This window comes from Gordonia marina, assembly GCF_052036135.1.
Taxonomy (GTDB): domain Bacteria; phylum Actinomycetota; class Actinomycetes; order Mycobacteriales; family Mycobacteriaceae; genus Gordonia.
Window position 1 is genome coordinate 1 of sequence record NZ_JBPSDN010000022.1, and the last position, 16,017, is coordinate 16,017.

Annotated in this window: 13 protein-coding genes; 6 read left to right on the forward strand and 7 right to left on the reverse strand. The window is 68.7% G+C overall.

Annotation, left to right across the window (positions count from 1 at the left end):
* Positions 1-455 precede the first annotated feature (455 nt).
* The 4 genes from rsmG to ACSEEN_RS14215 all read left to right on the forward strand — a co-directional run bounded on the left by rsmG (position 456) and on the right by ACSEEN_RS14215 (position 4,040).
* Positions 456-1,163 (forward strand): 16S rRNA (guanine(527)-N(7))-methyltransferase RsmG, encoded by a 708-nt coding sequence (rsmG, locus tag ACSEEN_RS14200; protein WP_440713514.1) that lies wholly within the window; start codon positions 456-458, stop codon positions 1,161-1,163.
* A gap of 75 nt (positions 1,164-1,238) precedes the next feature.
* Positions 1,239-2,183, forward strand: coding sequence for a ParA family protein (locus tag ACSEEN_RS14205; RefSeq protein WP_440713554.1), 945 nt, complete (start codon positions 1,239-1,241; stop codon positions 2,181-2,183).
* Complete coding sequence (locus ACSEEN_RS14210) at positions 2,180-3,250, forward strand: ParB/RepB/Spo0J family partition protein (RefSeq protein ID WP_440713515.1); 1,071 nt, start codon at positions 2,180-2,182, stop codon at positions 3,248-3,250. Before ACSEEN_RS14205 ends, ACSEEN_RS14210 begins: the two co-directional genes overlap by 4 nt.
* Before the next feature lie 94 nt (positions 3,251-3,344).
* Positions 3,345-4,040, forward strand: a complete 696-nt coding sequence (locus ACSEEN_RS14215; RefSeq protein WP_440713516.1) for a hypothetical protein — start codon at positions 3,345-3,347, stop codon at positions 4,038-4,040.
* 459 nt (positions 4,041-4,499) lie between these two features.
* Here the strand turns inward: ACSEEN_RS14215 and ACSEEN_RS14220 are convergent, their stop codons facing one another.
* From ACSEEN_RS14220 to ACSEEN_RS14235, 4 genes are all read right to left on the reverse strand, one after another.
* On the reverse strand, positions 4,500-5,642 hold the full coding sequence (locus tag ACSEEN_RS14220) for an N-acetylmuramoyl-L-alanine amidase (protein WP_247865592.1): 1,143 nt from the start codon (positions 5,640-5,642) through the stop codon (positions 4,500-4,502).
* Positions 5,643-5,775: 133 nt separating this feature from the next.
* Positions 5,776-6,114: a thioredoxin gene (gene trxA / locus ACSEEN_RS14225; protein WP_247865591.1), complete on the reverse strand. Its 339-nt coding sequence runs from the start codon at positions 6,112-6,114 to the stop codon at positions 5,776-5,778.
* 30 nt (positions 6,115-6,144) lie between these two features.
* The gene (gene trxB, locus ACSEEN_RS14230; protein ID WP_440713517.1) at positions 6,145-7,086 is read right to left on the reverse strand and encodes a thioredoxin-disulfide reductase; all 942 of its coding nucleotides are present in this window, start codon (positions 7,084-7,086) and stop codon (positions 6,145-6,147) included.
* Between the two features lie 81 nt (positions 7,087-7,167).
* Positions 7,168-7,446: an RsmA family anti-sigma factor gene (locus ACSEEN_RS14235; protein ID WP_247865589.1), complete on the reverse strand. Its 279-nt coding sequence runs from the start codon at positions 7,444-7,446 to the stop codon at positions 7,168-7,170.
* Positions 7,447-7,560: 114 nt separating this feature from the next.
* On the opposite strand from ACSEEN_RS14235, the gene ACSEEN_RS14240 reads away from it, so the two are divergent.
* The gene (locus ACSEEN_RS14240; protein ID WP_247865588.1) at positions 7,561-7,881 is read left to right on the forward strand and encodes a hypothetical protein; all 321 of its coding nucleotides are present in this window, start codon (positions 7,561-7,563) and stop codon (positions 7,879-7,881) included.
* Positions 7,882-7,886: 5 nt separating this feature from the next.
* On the opposite strand, the gene ACSEEN_RS14245 is transcribed toward ACSEEN_RS14240, so the two are convergent.
* Positions 7,887-8,579, reverse strand: a complete 693-nt coding sequence (locus tag ACSEEN_RS14245) for a TetR/AcrR family transcriptional regulator (RefSeq protein WP_247865587.1) — start codon at positions 8,577-8,579, stop codon at positions 7,887-7,889.
* Between the two features lie 105 nt (positions 8,580-8,684).
* Between ACSEEN_RS14245 and ACSEEN_RS14250 the strand changes: the two genes are divergently transcribed.
* Positions 8,685-9,608, forward strand: coding sequence for a sterol desaturase family protein (locus tag ACSEEN_RS14250; protein ID WP_440713518.1), 924 nt, complete (start codon positions 8,685-8,687; stop codon positions 9,606-9,608).
* A gap of 170 nt (positions 9,609-9,778) precedes the next feature.
* Here the strand turns inward: ACSEEN_RS14250 and murJ are convergent, their stop codons facing one another.
* Positions 9,779-13,552: a murein biosynthesis integral membrane protein MurJ gene (gene murJ / locus ACSEEN_RS14255; protein WP_440713519.1), complete on the reverse strand. Its 3,774-nt coding sequence runs from the start codon at positions 13,550-13,552 to the stop codon at positions 9,779-9,781.
* On the reverse strand, positions 13,549-16,014 hold the full coding sequence (locus tag ACSEEN_RS14260) for a DUF6049 family protein (RefSeq protein WP_440713520.1): 2,466 nt from the start codon (positions 16,012-16,014) through the stop codon (positions 13,549-13,551). Before ACSEEN_RS14260 ends, murJ begins: the two co-directional genes overlap by 4 nt.
* Between the last annotated feature and the right edge of the window lie 3 nt (positions 16,015-16,017).

The window sequence follows — 16,017 nt, forward strand, 5'->3', positions numbered from 1 at the left end:
TTTGCAGCAGCTCGCGCATCAGATCCGGTGACGCGTCGGCGAGGGCTTGGCCAAGCAGGCCTGCAGGGTCGACAATATGAGGTGCGGTCATCGTGATGACTCCGTTCGAGGATTCTTTAGACGGTTGACTCGAAGGATCACACGGTGGCCGCTCTACGTCCGTCCCGACACGAAGTCGGAGACGATCTCGGCCACCGAGTTACACCACCTTATGGGGCACTACTCGATGTCGTTCGACTGCCGTGGGTTCTCGACGGGACTTGGTCGCTGGGATCTCGACTCGGGTCCGCCCCGGGGTCCGAATCGGCTCGACTGCGGCCGGTGCGGGCCGTGCTCGGGTGCCCTGCCGGCCTGGCGATGCTTCCTCACCGAGTCGTTCTCGTTTCACGTGGAACCGTGAATGGCCCGGGCGATGTTCAACGTGAAACAGTAGTAGGCAACAGTAAGGAGAAGACGTGAGTAGGACGGTCGAGGAGGCAGAGCCTCAGCCCGCCGTGGCACGAGAGATCTTCGGGGAGCGGATCGGACTGGCCCAGCAATACGTCGACATCCTCAGCGATGAAGGCGTGCTCCGGGGGCTGATCGGACCGAGCGAACCTGCCCGGTTGTGGTCACGCCATGTACTCAACAGCGCGGTGGTCGGCGAAGAGATCGGCGAAGGTCTTCGCGTCATCGACATCGGAAGCGGTGCGGGTTTCCCGGGAATCCCGCTGGCGATCGCGCGTCCCGATCTCGAGGTGGTTCTGGTCGAGCCGCTGCTCCGACGCACGACCTTCCTCGACGAGGTGGTCGAGGCTCTTGGACTCGACAACGTGACGGTCGTACGAGGACGCGCGGAAGAACGGCCGACGCTGGAAGCGGTCGGGACCGCGGACGTCGTGACATCCCGCGCGGTGGCACCGCTGGATCGGCTCGCACGATGGTCCGCTCCCCTGATCGCCGTCGGCGGTCACCTGGTGGCACTGAAAGGCCGCACAGCGGCGGAGGAGATCTCGACGCATGCGGCAGCGGCGGGGATGGTCGGATTGACCGATCTGACGACCCGCGAGGTCGGTGCGCAGCTCGACGAACCGACCACCGTGCTGCTCGGCACTCGCATCGAAACCGCGGACGATCGACGGGCGGCACGTCGCGCGGCGCGTCGGCAGAAGAGAAAGAACTGAAGATTGGTGTCCTTCAAGCGCAAGGCGCAAAATAGTGATGACGACCGAAGGAGTGCCGCCTTGGCGAAGCATGACATGGCCGAATCGGGGGGTTCCGTTTCACGTGGAACCGGCCAGCCCTCGCCCGAGGGCGCACCCCTCGCAGACACACCCATCGCCGCCGCCGCCGAGCGTGCAAGTCAGATCCTGACACCGGGGGGCACCGGAACTCTCCCCCGGCCCGCGGCGCCGCGCATCATGACGGTCGCCAATCAGAAGGGCGGGGTCGGCAAGACCACCTCCGCGGTGAATCTAGCGGCCGGCCTGGCGCTGCACGGACTCGGAGTGCTGGTGATCGACCTCGATCCGCAGGGCAACGCGAGTACCGCGCTCGGCATCGATCACCGCAAGCCGGGAATCGCGTCCGTCTACGAGATGCTGCTCGACGACGTCCCCCTGCGGGAGGCGATCCAGCAGTCCCCCGCGAACGAGCGCCTCTACTGCGTACCGTCGACCCTCGATCTCGCCGGCGCGGAGATCGAACTGGTCTCCGTCGTGGCCCGCGAGAGCCGCCTGCGGAACGCACTGGATCCCGAGCTGTTGCGCGAGCTCGGCATCGACTACGTCCTGATCGACTGCCCGCCGTCACTCGGCCTGCTCACCGTCAACGCGATGGTCGCCGCTCGCGAGGTCCTGATCCCCATCCAGTGCGAGTACTACGCCCTCGAGGGAGTCGGTCAGCTGCTCCGCAACATCGAACTGGTTCAGGCGCACCTCAACAAGGCGCTGCATGTCTCCACGATCCTGCTGACGATGTACGACGGCCGCACCAAGCTCGCCGATCAGGTGGCCGCCGAGGTGCGTTCACACTTCGGCGACAAGGTCTTGAACACGATCATTCCGCGCAGTGTGAAGGTCTCGGAAGCACCGGGATACGGCATGACGATCATCGACTACGACCCGGGCTCACGTGGAGCGATGAGCTACCTCGATGCGGCGCGGGAACTCGCGCGCCAGGTCTTGAAGGAGAACGCACAGTGAGTCAGCGCGACAGCCAGAGACGAGGCGGACTGGGCCGCGGTCTGGCCGCTCTGATCCCGACCGGCCCCACCGAGACGGAGGAGACGACGGGCGACGACGCGAGTGCGGCTCGACCGTCGGTGCCGGCACCCGCGCGGCAGCAGGGCAAGGCACAGGGCATCAACACCACTCGGATGGGCAGCGCCGCGGCCGACGTGCTGATGGGTGGCCCCCCCTCCCCCGCACCGGTGGAACCCGCCGGCGACATGGGAGCGGTGTACCGGGAGATCCCGCCGTCCGAGATCGAGCCGAATCCGCAGCAGCCGCGCACCGTCTTCGATGAAGAGGCACTCGCCGAACTGGAGCACTCCATCCGCGAGTTCGGGCTGATGCAGCCGATCGTCGTTCGCGAGCTCGCGCGGCCGAAGGCCGGTGGGGTCCGCTATCAGCTCATCATGGGCGAGCGTCGCTGGCGGGCGAGCACCAACGTCGGTCTGGAGAAGATCCCGGCCATCGTCCGGGAGACGAGCGACGCCGATCTGCTGCGCGACGCGCTGCTGGAGAACATCCACCGGGCGCAGCTGAATCCTCTTGAAGAGGCGGCGGCCTACCAACAGCTCCTCGAAGAATTCGACGTGACGCACGAGGAACTGGCCAACCGGCTGGGCCGATCGCGTCCGGTGATCACCAACATGATCCGGCTGCTGAAGCTTCCGATTCCCGTGCAGCGGCGGGTCGCGGCAGGCGTCCTGTCGGCGGGACATGCCCGTGCGCTCCTGGCGCTGGACGCGGGCGCCGACGCGCAGGAAGCGCTCGCGGCGCGCATCGTCGCCGAGGGCATGTCGGTGCGTGCGACCGAAGAGGCCGTGACGCTGGCGAATCACGAGGGTGTGCCCGATTCGCCGACGCCGGCCAAGCGGCGTCCGCCGATGGTGATGCCGGGCCTGCAGGATGTGGCCGATCGGCTGTCCGATCGCCTCGACACCAAGGTGTCGGTGAGCCTCTCGAAGCGGAAGGGCAAGGTCGTCATCGAGTTCGGATCGGTCGACGATCTCGAGCGCATCGTCGGCGTCATCTCCGACAGATAGGGCCGAATCCGCCCCGGTGACAGCCGTCCCGGGACCACCGGTCTGATACGTCACTGTGACAGTAGGATTTTCGGGAAGCGAGGAACACAGCGCGATGGGTGTGGTGATCGAGGCGCTCGAGTTGGACGGCTTCGACCGTCTGCCGCTCCACACCCGTCGATGCGTGTTCTGGGAAGTCGATCCGGAATCCGCGTCCGATACGCTCGACGACGCTCTCCTGGGTTCGCTCGGCGGATTCGAGAGCGAGTTCGACAAGGAGGCGTGGATCTCCGGTCTCCTCCTCGAGTGGGGCAACTGCTGCCAGATGGCGGTGGAGAAGACCACCGGTCGTGTCGTGGGCAGCGCCTTCTACGCTCCGCCGGGACGAGTGCCGCGGGCCAGACGGTTCCCGACGGCACCGGTGAGTGCGGACGCGGTACTGCTGACCAAGGTCGCCACCGAGCCCGGTTTCGCTGACGCCGCTCCCCTGCTCTTCGATGCGGTGATCGCCGATGTGATCGGTCGCGGTGTCCGCGCGCTCGAGGCTTTCGGGCGGAGCGCCGCGGACTCGGCACTCGCCGGTGACCTGACGGCACTGCTCCTCGGCGGTGGGGTCCCGGGGAACGTGTGTGACGACTGCCTGATGCCGACGACCTTCCTCGAGGACGCGGGGTTCATCGTGATCGCCGACGACCAGTACCTGCCGCGGCTCCGGCTCGAGCTTGATGAGGGGCTGGGCTGGAAGCGTCAGGTGGAGCGGGCGCTGGAGAAGCTGGTGATCTCGGAGAGTGTGGCGTTGCAATCGACGTGAGTCGGGCCGCCGCGTTTCATGGGAGGCGGTTCTCAGTCGGGGGTCGTTTCGACACGATTCCGCCTAGCGGCTCCATCGGCTCAACGGGCTGGGATGGCGTTCGTCGGCTCAACGGGCGATGGGGGTTTCGTCGGTTCCGCGGGCTGGGGTGGCTTTCGTAGGTTCAGTGGGTGGTGGTCGGTTCGTCGGCTCAGCGGATGATGGTGAGTTTCGTCGGCTCGTCGGCTCGTCGGCTGAGCGGATGATGGTGAGTTTCGCCGGCTCAGCGGCTCAGCGGGCGGTGGTGGACTTCATCGGCTCAGCGGGCTGCGGTGACATTCATCGGCTCAGCGGGCCGGGGTGGCTTTCGCCGGCTCAACGAGCTGGGACGGGTTTTATCAGCTCAACAGACTGCGGTGGCGTTCGTCGAGTCAGCGGGCGGTGCCGGGGCTTCGTCGAGCCGACGGGTTGTGGTGAAGCTCAGTACGGAAGTTGTTCTGCCGCAAGGAGATCGGCGAAAGTGTAGGTGCCGGTCGGGCGATCGTTGTTGCCCTGGAGGTAGAGCCGCTTGACCGCGACGAGGATGGCCTCGGCGATCGTGTCGCGGTACTCCGGGGCGTTCAGCAGGGCCGCGTCCGCGGGGTTGGTGATGTAGCCGGCCTCCAGCACGACGGCGGGCATCCTGGTGAGCCGCAGCAGGTTCCAGGTGCGCTCGTGGATCCGGCAGTCGAGCAGCGGGGTGCGGGCGACCACCTCGCGCTGGATGTACCCGGCCAGATGACGCCCGATGGTCGAGTACGACCCGTGATGGGTGCCGAAGTAGAAGGTCGCCACCCCGTTCGCGCGCTCGTTGTCGTAATGGCCGAGGCGCAGGGCGATCATGAGATCGGCGTCGATCACGTTCGCGACCCGGGCGCGCTGCTCGTCGCTCGGGGCGGAGGTGCGGTCGTGCGAGAGGAAGGTGGTCATCCCGGCGGCCGACATGCGGCCCTCCAGACGGGCCGCCAGATCCCACAGGATCTCGCTCTCCGCCTCGGAGCCGTCGACATCGCACGGATCGATCAGAATGCGCTTACCGGTCAGCTGGGGGCCCGACTGGCGGACGTGCTCCTCCTCGCGGATGGCGTGCGGGGAACCGCCGGTCACCCGGGAGCCGAGACGGTTGAGCGATTGCAGGGTCGCCGGGCCGCAGATGCCGTCGGACGCGAGGCCGTACTCGGTCTGGTAGAGGCTGACGGCGTGATGGGTGGTCTCACCGAAGGTGCCGTCGACCAGCCCGTGGTAGAAGCCGAGATTCTGCAGCCGGCTCTGGAGAGTCGCGACGTCGTCGCCGGTCATCGGCGCGGACAGCCGGTAGGTCAGGACCCGGCTGCCGAGCCGGTACGACGCCTCGCGCAGCGCGGCGTACGTCGAGGGTCCGACGATGCCGTCGGCGATCAGACCGCGCTGCTGCTGGAAGGCCCGGACGGCGCGCTCGCAGGCGTCGTCGAAGTCTTCGGAGGGGCGCGCGTGGCGTCCAGTGCCCGCTTCGGCCGCCGGCCTGGCGAGCAGACCGAGACCGGCAAGGATCTCGCGGATCTCGGCGACACCGGATCCGTGGTCACCCGGACGCAACGTGGCCATGTAGTACCCGCTTCCCTCTTCAGCGCCGGGCGCGTGTCCCGGCGCCCCCCGCGTCAGTGTTCAACGCCCATTCTCTCAGGCGTTCGCCGGGGGCGACAAATGAACCCGTCGATTGTGACCGTTGCGTGCGGTACTACCCCGCTGTGGCGAGCACCGGCTCGAGAGCGGTGAGGATCGCCTTCTTCGACTTGGCGCCGCGCAGCGTCGCGACCACCTCGCCGCCGGAGAACACCATCAGGGTCGGCAGGCCGAGCACCTGCATGTCCCGGGCGACGAGCGGGTTCTCGTCGACCTCGACCTTGGCCACGACGAGCCGGTCGGCATGCTCGGCGGCGATCTGCTCGACCACCGGGGCGATCATCTTGCACGGGCCGCACCAGGCCGCCCAGAAATCGACGAGCACCGGCTTGTCGGATTCCAGAACGGTCGACTTGAACTCGGCGTCGGTCACATCGACGACGTGATTTCCCATGGAGATCTCCTTCTTTCGGGTGGAGTCGGATCAGGACTCGCGGGCCGCCAGCCAGCGTTCGGCGTCGATGGCGGCGCTGCAGCCGCTGCCGGCGGCGGTGATCGCCTGACGGTAGGTGTGGTCGACGAGATCACCGCAGGCGAAGACGCCGTCGACATCGGTGTAGGTGCTGCGACCCTGGACCTGCACATAGCCGTCGTCGTCCAGGGTGACCTGGCCGCGGACCAGTTCGCTGCGCGGATCGTGGCCGATCGCGACGAACATGCCGGTGGCCGCGAGGATCGTGGTCTCGCCGGTGCAGGTGTCGGTCACGACCAGTTCGCTGACACCCTGGTCGCCGTGGACCTCGCTGACGGTGGCGTTGGTGAGGAACTCGATCTTCTCGTTGGCGCGGGCGCGCTCCAGCATGATCTTGGACGCGCGGAACTCGTCGCGCCGGTGGATCAAGGTCACCTTGCGGGCGAACTTGGTGAGGAAGGTGGCCTCCTCCATCGCCGAGTCGCCACCGCCGATCACGACGATGTCCTGGTCCCGGAAGAAGAACCCGTCGCACGTCGCGCAGGCGGAGACGCCGCGGCCGAGGTATTCCTGCTCCCCCGGCACGTTCAGGTAGCGGGCGGCGGCACCCATCGCGAGGATCACGGCGCGGGCCCGGTAGACCTCACCGCCGACCTCGACCTCCTTGATCTCGCCGTCGAGCCGGAGCTCGTCGACCTCTTCGGTGCGCAGATCGGCGCCGAAGCGCAGCGCCTGCTCGCGCATCTCGTCCATCAGATCCGGACCCTGGATACCGCTGCGGAAGCCGGGGAAGTTCTCCACCTCGGTGGTCGTCATCAGCGCCCCGCCGAAGGCGACGCCCTCGAAGACCAGCGGCTTGAGCTCGGCACGTGCGGCATAGATCGCCGCGGTGTAGCCGGCCGGGCCGGAACCCACGATGATCAGGTCGTGGATCGTGCTGTCGGTCTCGGTCATCTATTCCTCCGTGGAGCGGGCTCGGATGGGACGTGGCCGCGCCGGGGTGGCAACGGGGGTACGTCAGCGTTCAACACCAGCCTAGGGGCTGGTGTTCCCGAGGCCCCGAAGCAGGTTCCGCAGTCGTTCGTCGACCGCGGGCGGAACATCGACGGGCTCCACCCGCGCACGGGCGAGGTCGGCCCGGGTCAGGGCCAGGGCGTCGAGGATCCGGCGTGCGCCGGGGTCGTCGCCGAGCCGTGCGGTGATGTGCGCGGTGAGCTCCGGGGGCAGTGCTCCGGCGTCGTACTCGGCGAGCAGTTCGCCGGTGAAGGGAGGTTCCGGGAGTGATCCGGGGACGGGTGGATCGGTCGAGTTCATCTGCCTGTTGCGCACCTGTCCCGATCCCGTGTCGTCTTGACCCACAATACTTAGACGCACGGGGCCGGCGATCGGTTCCGTGCGAGTCGATCGCCCGGCGGAATGGAGAACGAGATGAACGACGAGGCGCCGCTGCGGACCTGGAAGGCGCGACGGCCGGTGGGCCGCGGTCTGGCCGGCGGTGAGCTGCAGCTGACCAAGACCCATGTCGTCTTCGAGCCGAAGGGTCTGGCCGCCCGCGTCGACGGCATCCGCTTCTCGGTGGCCTGCCGGTATCTCAGTGCGGTGGGCACCGCCCCCGGTCGAGGCGGCCGGTTCTCCCGGAAACTGGAGATGCTGTGTCTCACCATGTCCGACGGCTCGCAGTGGCAGTTCGTCGTCGACGACCTCGATGACGCGGTCGCCACCATCGCCGCCCGGCTGTCGAAGAACTGACCGCGCTAGCTGCGGAAGACGTGCTCGTAGGTGCCGACCAGCATCTCGGTGATCACGTCGTGGATGGCGTCGACCGTGAACAGCTCCGGCCCGGCGTCGGGGCTGATCGGCGAGACCTGGGCCATCTGCCAGTCGACCAGCAGCTGGGTGATGGCGCCGACCAGGCCGATCGCGGCGAGGCGGTGCATCGGGTCCGACGATCCGGGCGCGCCGAAGCCGATGATCAGCTCGGCCCACTGGTGGATCGCACCGATGCGGAGCTGTTCGAGTGCCGGGCTCACGCCGACCACCTCGATCAGGATCACGCGGGCGCGCCGTCGATCGGTGGTCAGCGTGCTCAGCAGTGCGCCGAAGGCGGCCCGGGCGAGCGGGCGGATGTGCTCCTCGGGGACGGCGCCCTCCGCGACCACGTCGGGCACCTCGGTGAGGTATTCGAGCGCGGCCGTGGCGGCCGCGTCGCGCAGATCCTCGAAGCATGACCGGTAGACGGCGTTCAGCAGCGCCTCCCGGTCGGTGAACGACTCGTAGAAGTAGCGCTGCGTCAGTCCGGCCTCGTCGCAGATCATCTTCACCGGGACATTCGGATAGCCGAGAGTGCCGAACAACTCCAGCCCCGCGTCGATCAGGGCGGCGTGGCGCTGCTCGCGGCGCTGCTGCGCGCTCACTCCCCCGTAGACCCGCTCTTTGCCCTGTGCCATCGGACTCATGCTACGTGGACTGAATTCGGTATGAACTCTGGACCTCGCGCTATCTGACACGATATAGTGTCAGAAGAACGACGATCCTCCGCGACAAGGCCTGCCATGCTCGACTTCCTCCCCGCCGCCATGCGCGAGCCCACCGTGCTCGCCATTCCGTTCTTCGTGCTGATGCTCGGTCTGGAGTTCTTCGCCGCGGCCAGACTCGAGGATCACGACGACGAGGGTCGTCCGCCGAAGGGCTCGTACTACGGCAAGGACACCCGGGCATCGCTCTGGATGGGTGTCGTCTCGATCGGCACCTCGGCGCTGAGCAAGTTCATCGCGCTCTTCGCCTATGCGGCGATCTTCGCGTACGTCGCGCCGTGGCACTTGCCGATCACCGCCTGGTACACCTGGGTGATCGGCTTCGTCGGCCTCGACTTCCTCTTCTACTGGGAACACCGGGTGGCTCATCGCGTGCGGCTCATCTGGGCGACGCACCAGGCGCACCACTCCAGCGAGTACTTCAATTTCGCGACCGCGCTGCGCCAGAAGTGGAACAACTCGATGGCGATGATCCTCTGGGCTCCGCTGGTCTTCCTCGGGGTGCCGCCGGCGGTCGTGTTCGCCTGCTATTCGCTGAATCTGATCTACCAGTTCTGGATCCACACCGAGCGGATCGACAAGATGTGGCGCCCGTTCGAGTTCGTGATGAACACGCCGTCGCACCACCGCGTGCACCACGGCAGCGATCCGGAGTACCTGGACAAGAACTACGGCGGCACGTTCATCGTCTGGGACCGCCTGTTCGGCAGCTTCCAGCCCGAGCTGTTCCGGCCCCACTACGGGCTGACCAAGCCGGTCGGTACCTACAACATCTGGAAGCTCCAGACGCACGAGTACGTGAACCTCGGGCGCGACGTCGCCTCGGCGCCCCGCTTCCGTGACAAGCTCGGCTACGTCTTCGGTCCGCCCGGCTGGGCCCCGGCGGCGGTCCTCGCCGAGCGGGCCGCGATGGCCGCGGATCAGGAGCAGACCGCGGCGTAGGCCTCATCGTGTGGAAGCCGGGTCCTCGATGCTGGGCTGGGGGCTTCGACTCGATCTCGCCCTTGCGGGCACTTCGTCCGCGTGTCGTCGCAGGCTCCGCCACGCATGCTCAGCACGAGGCTCGATCGGTGGTTCCTGAGCGAAGTCGAAGGGCTCAGCCGGCTACGTGGTCAGGGACCCGCGAACGACGCCTGGTCGATGATCGCCTGGTAGTAGCCGGAGGAACTCTTCGGCAGCGAGGTGATCCAGACCAGCAGGTACTCGGTGCTCGCCGGGTTGTCGAGGCCGATGACGGTGGTCTTCTTGGTGACCGTGCCGGCGCCGACCACCGAGGTCTCGCCGAACGACGGCTTCGCCGAGCGGGCGGTCCGGATCTCCACCTTGAACTGCGCGCCGACGGTCGGGGTCTTGAGCGTCACGGAACTGATCTTGGCACCCTTGGCGAAGCGGAACATCAGGCCGACGCCGTCCTTGGCGTTACCGAAGTTCGCACTCTGCCACTGTGAGGTCTGCCAGGGCGGCTGGGTGTCGGTGAGGACGTGCCCGGCGTTCAGGGCGGCCGTGTCGTCGACCGTCGGTCCCGGATCGAAGACCGTCACGGCTTTGGCGGTCACCGGAGTGGTGGCGGTGGGCGCCGCCGGCGCCGAGGTGCTCCCCGACCGGTCTCCGACGAAGCTGTCGACGTCGTTGTTGTCGTTGGACGCGAAGGGGTCGGCGAGCCACAGCACCAGGGCGATCACCAGGAAGAGCAGGAAGACCCCGGTCCCGATGAGCAGCGCGCCGTTGCGTTTGCCCGCGTCGCCCTCGCCGAGCAGCCGCTCCTTACGCGTGCGGCTGAGCGGTGCCACCGAGATCGGCGGCGAGTCGTCGGCGATGCGCGGCAGCACGTCGGTGGCGAGGTCGACGACGGTGGCCTGATCCAGGATGTGCTGGACGGTCCCGGCGGTCCGGATCGCCGAACCGCCTTCCAGGGCCCGCGCGGCGACCGCGGAGATCTCGAACGGGATCTCCGGCTTCACCTTGACCGGCGCGATCGGCTGGCCCTTGCGTTCGACGTCGGGCGCCGCCGCGGTGAGGCCGCCGACCGGCCCCTCCTGGGCCTGCGCGGTGGTCACGGTGTGCCCGGTCGCGCCGTCGAGCGGCCACCGGTCCAGCAGCAGGGCGTAGAGCACCGCGCCCAGGCCGCGGACGTCGGAGGCGCGGTCGTCGTCGGCCAGCACGGCCGGGAAGGCGAGGACGGCGTCGCCGTCGAGGCTCACCCGGATGCGGTCCGGATGGTCGATCGACAACGCCGCACCGGCCCGGTGGGCGGCCTCGGCGGCCGCGGCGAGAGCACGCACCGCACGGGCGGCACCGGTGGCCGACGGGCCGCTGTCGGCGACCTCGGCCAACGATGAACCGGGCACCCATTCGGTGACGACGATGCCGCCGGAGGCGCCACGCACCACGTCGAGCACCCGCGCGATGCCCGCGGTGTGTAGCTGGCCCAGCCGGCGCGTCCGGTTGAGGATCGCCTGCGGCCCGTCCGGGTCGGTGTCCCGATCCTCCGGGCGATAGGGCGGTGCCTGCTGCTCCGGGTCGACGAAGGTGAGGCCCACCTCGCGGTCGAGCTGGGTGTCCTTGGCACGCCAGAACTGCAGTCCCCGCGTTCCGCCGTGCGGCTCGAGCAGCCGGTACCGGCCGCCGGCGATGGCGGCCCCGGGAACCAGGCGCGGGCCGCGGGGCGGGGTGCTCGCCGGTGGGGTCTGCGTCATCGGGGGCTGTCCTGTTCGGGGCTGTGCTGGTTCGGCCGCGGCGTCCGCGGACGGTTTCTGGTGGACGGTGCGAGTCGGCATCTGCGACGGCAGATACCCGCCCTCGGCACCGCGACTCCGGTCGGTGCGGCCACCGCGGCCGGGCGGCAGCGGATCGGCGCCGATGCGCGGCAGCACGGCGGTCTCTCCGGCGGCTCCACCACTGGTCACGGCGTATTCCTGCCAGCTGGCCGAACCGCGATCGAAGCGTCGTCGGACCTCTACCTGACCAGAGTACGGGAGGCCTTCGTCGCCGCTGACCCGCGGGAACTGGACCGTCATGGTGGCGGCATCGGTGTCACCCGCGGCGGACCGCGGCGCCGGTGCCAGCGCCGGAATGAAGCGGCCGACCAGGCGCATCACCGAATCGCTGATCGTCACCATGTCCGGGATGCGCAGGGCGACCAGGAACAGGTAGATCACGCCGAGCACCACCACGCCGGTCAGGGCGAGGTACGCGATCGAGCCGATCTTGCCCGCGTGCAGCGACATCCGATTCAAGTGCGTCAGATGCGTGACGGCCCAGACCGCCGCGGTGACCACCAGGGAGACGCCGAAGGTGAGCCACGAGGTGCGCATGACATGGGTCATCCGGGCGTTGCCGAGCCGCTTGTACAGCAGGTAGTGGCCGACGACCGCGCCGACCAGATAGCCGAGCCCGTTGGACAGGGCGAGCCAGCGGACCACCATGTCGGGGTCATCGAAGAGGACCGTACCCAGGTACGACGCCACGACCTTGACGATCGTGATGCCGAAGACCATGAGGGTGGGCGTCCACGCGTCCTCGCGGGCGTAGAACACCCGGAGCTGGACCAGGGTCATCGCGTACGGGATCAGCGTGAACGCTCCCCACGCCAGGACCGAGCCGAGTTGAGATGCGTCTTTCTGGGTGTATTCGCCGAAATTGAAGATGGCCACGCCGATGGCGGGGCCGAAGAAGGTCATGAATGTGACGGTCGGAACCAGCGCCAGCATGGTCAGGCGAGTGGCCAGCGACATGTCGTCGATCACCGCGTCGCGGTTCTGTGCGGCCGCGTTACGTGAGAGGCGCGGCATGATCGCGGTCAGGATCGTCACGCCGAGGACACCGTAGGGAAGCTGGAGCAGCTGCCAGGACGTGGCGTAGGCGGCGATGCCGTCGCCGGTGGCCGAGGAGGCGATGTTGTAGGTGATCACCAGGCCGACCTGCAGGATCAGCACGTAGGTGATGATCGCCAGGGCCATGTTGCCGAAGCGTCGCAACCGGGCGTCGATCCCCCATTTGATCCGAAGACGGATCCCGGCTGTACGCAGATAGGGCACCAGGATCGCCGCCTGCACGATCACGCCGATGGTGGTGCCGACACCGAGAACCAGCAGTTTCGGGTCGCTCATCTGAACGGGATTGAGAGTGATCTTGCCCGGCATCACCGCGAAGAGGATGAGCGTGGCGATCTGCACGATGTTGTTCAACACCGGTGCCCAGGCCCCTGGTTTGAAGATGTTCTTGACGTTCAGGAGGGCCATGAACAGGGCGGACAGACCGTAGAAGAAGATCTCCGGCAGAAGTAGATACGCCAGCGCGGTAACGAGCGGGCGGTCCACTTTGCCGTCTCCGCTGACGTTCATCACAGTCAGGAGGGGCGCCGCAACCAGCGCGACCACTGTCGCCACGCCCAGGACGAGCAGGGCGAGGGTGAAGATGCGGTTGATGAAGCCTTCGCCGCGATCGTCGTCCTCGGCTTCGGCGCGTACCAGGACGGGGATCACGATGGCGGTGAGCACGGCGCCGAGGACCACTTCGGCGATCATGTTCGGCAGCACGTAGGCGGCTTGGAACGCCGAGGCGACCCCGCCGAGCATGGCCAGGACCAGCACGGTCCGGATGAAGCCGGTGACACGGCTCACCAGCGTCGCCAGGGCGATGGAGCCACTCGTCCTCATCACCGATGCATCGGAGTCGTCGTTCCCGGTGGCGGCGACCTCGTTCTCGTCGGCCATCTCCGTACTCGCGAGCAGGTGCGGCACCGCGGTCTCGGGCCGACGACCGGGTGCGGCCGGGCGTGCGCCCGGGCCCTCATGCTTGCCCGGATGCGGCTCGTACCGCACCGGATGCGCGCGCGGGGGCACCGGGGAGTCCGGTGCGTCCGGGCGTTCGCGGCGTGAACTCATGAGTCCTCCCGGTCCGGCGGTTGGGGTGGTTCGACGTGCTCTTCGCGGGCCACTTCCAGACGCTCCTCGTACGGGGTCGCGGCGAGCCGCAACTCGTCGGCGTCGGGTTCCGGCCGATCCTCGTCGGCGGGGTCGGGTTCGCCGCGGAAGCGGTGCCACAGCCGCCGTGCGGTGAGCAGCACCAGGGCGATTCCCGCGCCGATGGTGATCCAGAAGAGCGGTTTGCCGTAGGCGTTCGAGAAGATCGACAGCGTGATCGGCTCGTTCAGCGGGACGCCGGTCGAGGTGACCAGGGCGATCTTCACCGTGGCCCGCTCGGAGGTGGAGGCGTGCGTCGGAATCTGGATCTGCCGGGTCCCCATCGGCGGGATCTCCTGCACTCCGACGTCGCCGACGTTCAGGACCGCCGGGGCGTCGATGTTCATCCGGACGCGCATCGGCAGGGCGAGGTCGTTGCGGACGACCAGCAGCAGCGGGCTGCGTTCGGAGGCGAGCGTGTAGCGGCCGCCCGGATCGAGCAGTGCCACCGACTGCCGCATCCTGGTCAGGGTGGAGCCGACCGCGCCGATCCGCGTCGACCGCAGGCCGCGCGCCTGGTCGAGGGTCTGTGCCTCGGGGACGCTGACCGCGCGCAGCGCGTCTTCGCCGAGCGGTGCGAGGTAGGCCTGGGGGGTGGTCACCGTGTCGCGCGAGCCGACCAGAGATGCCTGAAGCTGCGAGGAGAGTTCCAGGTTCGCGCGGACCTGGCCGGCGTCGGCGGCCGAGATCGGGAAGCCCTGCGCGACGACGGGGTCCACATCACCCGGGGTGACGAGCGGGGCGCGCCCTGTGGCGTCCGGGAGCTGTCCGACCACGTCGCGCAGCGACTCCTCGTGGGCGGTGCCGGAGGCGAGGAGCAGTTCGACGGCGTCGACCAGGGCCGTCGCGTCGTCCGCGGTCGGCGACCAGTAGGTCGGCGGCATGATGAACGCGCTGCGCCCGGTGACCGGCGCCGACTCGCCCGCCTCGGCGCGCGGGACGGTCAGCATCGGGAAGGCCAGCGCGGCGACGGCGGTCTGCCGGCGGCTGACCGGCGATTCGTGGCTCAGATCCGGCTGCTGCCAGCCCGGCATGATCGACGGCACCACCGTGGTGTCTCCGGCGGCGCCCAGCGCCGCGGTGATCGGCGCGTCGTAGGTCTGCAGGGCGACCGCCCCCGAGCGGTAGCGGCCCGACGGCGCCGGGACCTGCGGCTCCACCGACGACGACGCGATCGCCGCGGTGTGGATGCCGTTGTCGTCGAGCAGTGCCCGGCCGGAATCGGTCAGGGTGCCCGTCGCGGGCAGGGTCACCCCGCGCAGCGACGTGACCCCGAGGATGCTGTCGACGACGTCCGACGCGCTGGTGAGCGCGGTCGAGGTGAGTCCGGCGTCGTCGATGGTGTGCAGCGAATCCAGTCCGGCCTGCGCGAACGGCAGCGCGGTGACGCACAGATGCTGGGCGACGGCGCTGAGCCGGGACAGCCAGGCGCGGGCGGCGGCCCGGCCGGTGCCGCGGGTGACGGCACCGCGCGGATCGTCCGGATCCTTGGTGACGTCGTACCCGAGGGTCATGGCGTGCACGGTGACCAGCAGATCGGGATCGACCGCCACGCACAGGCTGGTACGGACCCGGTCGTCGCCGTCGCCGTCGGAGGCGAGTCGTTCCAGGGCGGCGAGCTGGACGTCGAGCCGCCCGTTCGGCGCGAGCGAGCCGGCGAGCCGGTCGCTGAGCAGCCGGACGGGTTCGGTCTTGCCGCCCAGGATGCCGGGGGCGAGCTGCGGGGTGTCGGCGAGAGGCCAGATCATGGTCAGCGCGGCCGGCGACGAGTCGTCCGGGGCGAGGGAGCCGTCCTGGCCGAGGCGGGTATCGGTGCCGGTGTAGCCCGGATCGAGGTAGCCGGCCGCGCGTTCGGCATCGGCGGGCAGGGACAGCACCGGCAGCAGGGTGCGGGAGACGGCGACCTGGACCGCACCGCCGGACTCGGGGACGCCGACGGCGTCGATCTGCAGCGGGAACACACCGGTGGTGTCGATGTGCAGGCCGTTCTCGCCGCTGAGCGGGACCTCGAGGTCGAAGTCGGCGGTGCGGCCGGGATCGAGCCGCTCGCTGACCCGGTGCGGCGGCGTCGTGACGGGGAACGGCGTGTCGCCCATCAGGGAGGTGCGCAGCGCGACCGCGGTCTTCACCTGTCCGCCGACCCGCAACCGGATGCGCAGGTCGCTGAGCGGCCGGTCGAAGGTGTTGGTGAGGTGGCCGCGCACGTGCACCACCGAGCCGCTGGAACTGGTCACGGTCGACGGGGTCAGTTCGGTGAGCGCCAGCTCCGCGTATTCGGGCTCGACGGCGCGGGCCGGACCGGTGGCCGACGGCACCGCTGTCACCAGGGCGATCAGCAGCACGGTCCCGACGAGCGCGGCGAGCACGAGGAGTGGCCGCCGCATCAG

Coding starts and splice junctions, on each gene's coding strand:
- ACSEEN_RS14205 (WP_440713554.1), top strand. CDS start 1,239: ATGGCCGAATCGGGGGGTTCCGTTTCACGTGGAACCGGCCAGCCCTCG.
- ACSEEN_RS14215 (WP_440713516.1), top strand. CDS start 3,345: ATGGGTGTGGTGATCGAGGCGCTCGAGTTGGACGGCTTCGACCGTCTG.
- ACSEEN_RS14220 (WP_247865592.1), bottom strand. CDS start 5,642: ATGGCCACGTTGCGTCCGGGTGACCACGGATCCGGTGTCGCCGAGATC.
- trxA (WP_247865591.1), bottom strand. CDS start 6,114: ATGGGAAATCACGTCGTCGATGTGACCGACGCCGAGTTCAAGTCGACC.
- trxB (WP_440713517.1), bottom strand. CDS start 7,086: ATGACCGAGACCGACAGCACGATCCACGACCTGATCATCGTGGGTTCC.
- ACSEEN_RS14235 (WP_247865589.1), bottom strand. CDS start 7,446: ATGAACTCGACCGATCCACCCGTCCCCGGATCACTCCCGGAACCTCCC.
- ACSEEN_RS14240 (WP_247865588.1), top strand. CDS start 7,561: ATGAACGACGAGGCGCCGCTGCGGACCTGGAAGGCGCGACGGCCGGTG.
- ACSEEN_RS14245 (WP_247865587.1), bottom strand. CDS start 8,579: ATGGCACAGGGCAAAGAGCGGGTCTACGGGGGAGTGAGCGCGCAGCAG.
- ACSEEN_RS14250 (WP_440713518.1), top strand. CDS start 8,685: ATGCTCGACTTCCTCCCCGCCGCCATGCGCGAGCCCACCGTGCTCGCC.
- murJ (WP_440713519.1), bottom strand. CDS start 13,552: ATGAGTTCACGCCGCGAACGCCCGGACGCACCGGACTCCCCGGTGCCC.
- ACSEEN_RS14260 (WP_440713520.1), bottom strand. CDS start 16,014: ATGCGGCGGCCACTCCTCGTGCTCGCCGCGCTCGTCGGGACCGTGCTG.